General features: G+C 70.6%; 1 protein-coding gene, 1 tRNA gene and 1 pseudogene (1 of these 3 only partly in view). 2 read left to right on the forward strand and 1 reads right to left on the reverse strand.

Features of this window, described 5'->3' with window-relative positions:
* Nucleotides 1–28 (reverse strand) — tRNA-Trp (locus tag ACNPM4_RS15320) (it extends 72 nt beyond the left edge of the window).
* A gap of 174 nt (nt 29–202) precedes the next feature.
* On the opposite strand from ACNPM4_RS15320, the gene ACNPM4_RS15325 reads away from it, so the two are divergent.
* Both ACNPM4_RS15325 and ACNPM4_RS15330 read left to right on the forward strand, forming a co-directional pair.
* The gene (locus ACNPM4_RS15325; protein ID WP_029260991.1) at nt 203–2,047 is read left to right on the forward strand and encodes an HSP90 family protein; all 1,845 of its coding nucleotides are present in this window, start codon (nt 203–205) and stop codon (nt 2,045–2,047) included.
* A 23-nt stretch (nt 2,048–2,070) separates the two neighbouring features.
* Nucleotides 2,071–3,620 (forward strand): annotated as a pseudogene (locus ACNPM4_RS15330) (hypothetical protein); the annotation flags it as partial.

A 3,620-nucleotide genomic window follows, 5' to 3' on the forward strand; every position in this document is an offset into this window, starting at 1 on the left:
GCTGCTCTGCCAATTGAGCTACCGCCCTAGAGACCGGGAGGTCTCGGGGTTCTCTCTCCACTCTGCCACCGTGACTGCGATCGGGAGACCCCAGGCATGGCGAAAGAATGCAGAGAACAACTGCCCCACAAGCATACGGCATCGATCCGGTGGCGCCGAACCGGGATCGCGAAGGCGTGTTCTTGTTAGGCTCAGCGAGCGTATGCAGGAGGAGGGAGCGCCGGTGAGCGCTGAGGTGCAGCAGTTCCAGGTGGATCTGCGCGGTGTGGTCGATCTGCTCAGCAGACACATCTACTCCAGTCCACGGGTGTACCTGCGGGAACTCCTGCAGAACGCCCGCGACGCGATCACTGCACGCCGCGAGGTCGACGGCGGCGGCGGACGCATCCGGATCACCCCGCTGACCGCGGAGAACGGCGAGTTCGTCCTGCGCGACGACGGCGTGGGCCTGACGGTCACCGAGGTGGCCGATCTGCTGGCCACCGTCGGGCGCAGCTCCAAGCGCGACATCTTCGACCTCCCGCGCAGCGACTACCTCGGTCAGTTCGGCATCGGTCTGCTCAGCTGCTTCATGGTCGCCGACACCATCGTCATCCGCTCCCGCAGCGCCCGGGGCGGCGCCTCGGTCGAGTGGACGGGAAGCGCCGACGGAACGTTCCAGGTGGCGGAGATCGACGAGGAGCTCCCCATCGGCACCAGCGTGCACCTCGTGCCGCGCTTCGACGCCGACGACCTGCTGCGTCCCGCCGCCGTGCACGAGCTCGCGACGACGTTCGGCGAGTTCCTGCCCGTGCGGGTCACGATCGACACCGCCGGCGGCGACATAGACATCACCAGGGACGCGCCGTTCCTCGACGCCGCCCAGGACCCGGAGTCCGCCGTGCAGTACGGGCGCGACCTCCTCGGAGCGAGTCCGCTCGACGTGATCGAGCTGAGCGAGCCCGCCACCGGCACCCGCGGCCTCGCCTACGTGCTGCCCTACGCTCCGCCGCCGGGCGCACGTCAGGCGACGCGCATGTATCTGGGACGGATGCTGCTCTCCGAGCGCGTCGACGACGTCCTCCCCGAATGGGCGTTCTTCGTCCGCGCCGTGGTCGACTCCACCGGGCTCGCCCCCACCGCGAGCAGGGAGTCGCTCGTCGACGACGCGGCGCTCGAGCGGGTCCGCGCGCAGCTCGGCGCCGGCATCCGCCGTTGGGTCCTGGAGCTGGGGCTGAGCGAGCCGCACCGCCTCGCTCAGTTCGTCGCCGTGCACGAGGTCGGACTCAAGTCCCTCGTACGCCACGACGAGGAGCTGGCACACTTCATCTCCCGCTGGCTGACGGTCGAGACCACGCACGGCACGGTGCGGATCGGCGACCTCGTCGAGCGATACCCGCACATCCGCTATGCGCAGACCGTCGACGAGTTCCGTCAGGTGGCCGGCATCTCCCCCGCCGGAGAGGTGCTCGTCAACGGCGGATACCTGTACGACGCCGACCTGATCCGGATGCTGCCGGACCTGTACCCGCACGTCACCGTCGAGCAGGTCGACGTCACCGGAGAGCTCGATCGCCTCGATCCGCCCCCACTCGACGACCGCGACGCCGCCGTGGCACTGGAGACGCGCGCGGGTGCCGTGCTCGCCGCATCCGACTGCTCGGTGGTCGTGCGCTCGATCGACCGCGCCGATCTCGCCGGGCTCTACGTCGCCGACCCGGAGGTGCTGCGCGCGATCGACCGCGGCCGCACGAAGGGCGTCACCGGCGCACTGTGGGGAGGCGTGCTGGACCGCATCGACAAGACCCTGTCCGCGGCCCGCGACGACGACCTCCGCGCCCGCCTGTGCCTGAACTGGTCGAACCGGGTGGTCCGCGCCCTGGTGCGCGTGCAGGACGACGCCGTCTTCGCCCGCACCGTGCAGCTCCTGTACATCCAGGCGCTGCTCGCCGGACACCATCCGCTCGCCGACGCCGACCGTGCGCTGATGACCAGCGCGCTCGCCGACCTCGTCTCCCTCTCAGCCGGCATCGAAGGGGACCAGATCCCCTTCGGCGACGTCCGCTGACACATCCCACCGAAGGGTTCCCCATGGCACGTCCGAAGAAGCGCTTCCAGCAGCTGATCGAGGAGATCGATCGCACCCCGTGGGGACCCGCCGAGCAGGCCCTGGTCTCGGAGGCGGTGGCGCTGGCCGTGGAGATCGGCGACGAGCGACTCGAGTACGAGGCGCGGATGCGGCAGACGGCCTCGGCGAACATGGGCGGCGCGACCGATGTGATGCTGAACTCGTTCGCCTGGTGCCTCGCGCACCACGAGGCCGACCCGCAGCGGTTCCCCGCCGACCTCGACAACGGCGGCGCCGACCTGATGTGGCAGTTCAAGTGGATGGCGGCGTCTCTGCGCTCCTCGCCGGCGTTCTCCCAGGACCAGATCGCCGCCGTGCTCGACGACATGGAGAAGCACTACCGCGCCGGCGGCCTCGGCCTGAGCGGTGTGCTCACCGCCCGTTTCGAGGACGCCTGGGATGCCGGACGCATGGACGAAGCCGAGACGCTGCGGGTGCAGCTGGAAGCCACACCGCGCGACGACCACAGCCACTGCGACGCCTGCGGTCGGAGCCAGATCGCGGGCTTCTTCGCGGACACCGACCGCGACGCGGAGGCCATCGTCCTGGTGGAAGAGATGATCGAGGGCGGCTTCTCCTGCGGAGAGGAGCCTGAGCACGCCCTCTCCCGCGTGCTCCTCCCCTACCTCCGCGCCGGGCGCTTCGACGAGGCGAAGACCGCGCACCTGCGCAGTTACCGATTGGCCAAGGACAACCCCGACAACCTGCGCATCGTCGCCAACAACATCGTCTTCGCGGCGCTCACCGGGAACGAGGCCCGTGCGCTCGCACTCGTCGAGAAGCACATCGCCTGGCTCGCCCACGACGGGCTGAACGTCGACGCGCACTTCGCCGCCCTCGCCGCCCTCGCCGTCGCGCTCGACCGCGTCACGGCTGCCGGCCACGGCGACACCCCGGTACGCGGAGCGGATTCGCCGGCGCTCGTGCCGTTCTTCGGCGAGCATGAGGGCCGCTGGAGCGCCGCCGAACTCGCGGCGTCTGCCTGGACGGCCGCAGACCGCATCGCCACCGCGTTCGACGAGCGCGACGGCACCGACGGCCACGCACGCAGCCTGGGGCGCATGCGTGCGCTCTCCGACGAGCAGTACGACGTGCCGATCCGCTCGGACGCGTTCGTGGCCCCTGCCCCCTCGACCGCGCCGGTGGACGCCGACGGGTGGTTCGAGCGCGCCATGCAGCTCGCCCAGTTCGGTGCGGAGCACGAGACCCTCGACGCCCTCCCCCGCGCCCTCGAGGTCGAGGACCCGTACAAGCGCGCCCAGCTGCTCTCCATGCGCCTCGGGATCCTCATCGCCCTCGAACGCGCCGACGAAGCCCTGGAGCTGCTTCCCCAGCGCATCGCCGCACTCCGCGCCGCCGGACGCGATGAGCAGGCCGCGCTGGAGGAACGTCTGGGCCTCGCAACCTTCGGGATCGACACACCAGAGGCGACGGCCGACCTCGAGGACGCGATCGCCGATGCCGCGTCGCTGCCCGCCTGGTCGCGCGGCGACCTGGCCCTCAGCCGCGCCGC

It is taken from the genome of Microbacterium umsixpiens (assembly GCF_053543675.1).

What these genes read in the sequence shown, in the direction of transcription:
- ACNPM4_RS15325 (WP_029260991.1), top strand. Translation starts at nt 203, where the DNA reads ATGCAGGAGGAGGGAGCGCCGGTGAGCGCTGAGGTGCAGCAGTTCCAG.